Genomic DNA, 1,061 nt, shown 5'->3' with positions numbered 1-1,061 from the left:
GTCACCGGTCAAGGTCAACTCGGCCATCGGCCGACCCATGCGTGCCATGGGAACAGGCTACAGATATGAAGCGGATTTCAGGCGCAGGACACTAGGTTCTCTTCGTTCCGGCGACGCCCGCCCGGCGTGATCCGAAAGAAGAGGATCTTCATATTCCGGTTCAGGCCGCGGCCTTGAGCAAAGTGATCAACTGGTCGGGGGACGGCCCGGGCGCGAAATCCGCTGGCCGGAGGGCATCGTCGCCGCGATGATGCGGACATGCGCACCTTCGAAGAGCTGATCGCCGAGGCCGAGGCCGTGTCCGTGGACGGCTGGGACTTCTCCTGGCTGGACGGCCGGGCCACCGAGGAGCGGCCCTCCTGGGGCTACCAGCGGCTGCTGGCCGGGCGGCTGGGCACGGCGACCGCGGCCCTGGACGTCCAGACGGGTGGCGGCGAGGTGCTCGCGGGCGCCGTACGGCTGGGCGGGCGCCCGCCCGTGCTCGCGGCCACCGAGTCCTGGCCGCCCAACGTGGCCCGCGCCACCGACCTGCTGCACCCGCTGGGCGCGGTGGTGGTCGCGGACCCCGACGAGCCGCCGCTGCCGTTCGCCGACGGGGCCTTCGACCTGGTCAGCAGCCGGCACCCGGTGCGGGCCTGGTGGACGGAGATCGCCCGGGTGCTGCGCCCCGGCGGCACGTACTTCGCCCAGCACGTGGGCCCGGCGTCGGCCTTCGAGCTGGTCGAGTACTTCCTCGGGCCGCAGCCGGAGGCGCGCGAGGGCCGCCGCCCCGAGCGGGAGAGCGCCGAGGCGCGGGCGGCCGGGCTGGAGGTGGTGGACCTGCGGTCCGAGCGGCTGCGGATGGAGTTCCGGGACATCGGTGCGGTGGTGTACTTCCTGCGCAAGGTGATCTGGATGGTCCCGGGCTTCACCGTGGCGGGGTACCGCGACCGGCTGCGCGAGCTGGACGCCCGGATCCGGGCCGAGGGCCCGTTCGTGGCCCACTCGGCGCGGTTCCTGATCGAGGCGCGCAAGCCGTAGCCGGCCCGCCGGACGCCGGCCCGCCGGGCAGGGGCCCCGGC

1 protein-coding gene is annotated in these 1,061 nt (G+C 73.6%); it reads left to right on the top strand.

All coding sequences use genetic code 11. The annotated features are described in order from the left end of the window. Positions 1 to 258 precede the first annotated feature (258 nt). Positions 259 to 1,020, top strand: a complete 762-nt coding sequence (locus ACWGKU_RS41120) for a class I SAM-dependent methyltransferase (RefSeq protein WP_401052558.1) — start codon at positions 259 to 261, stop codon at positions 1,018 to 1,020. Positions 1,021 to 1,061: the final 41 nt, after the last annotated feature.

This window comes from Kitasatospora sp. NPDC054768, from assembly GCF_053612025.1.
The sequence above is the reverse complement of the archived record's forward strand: the minus strand, read 5'-3'. Positions and strand labels throughout refer to the sequence as shown.

Coding starts and splice junctions, on each gene's coding strand:
- ACWGKU_RS41120 (WP_401052558.1), top strand. CDS start 259: ATGCGCACCTTCGAAGAGCTGATCGCCGAGGCCGAGGCCGTGTCCGTG.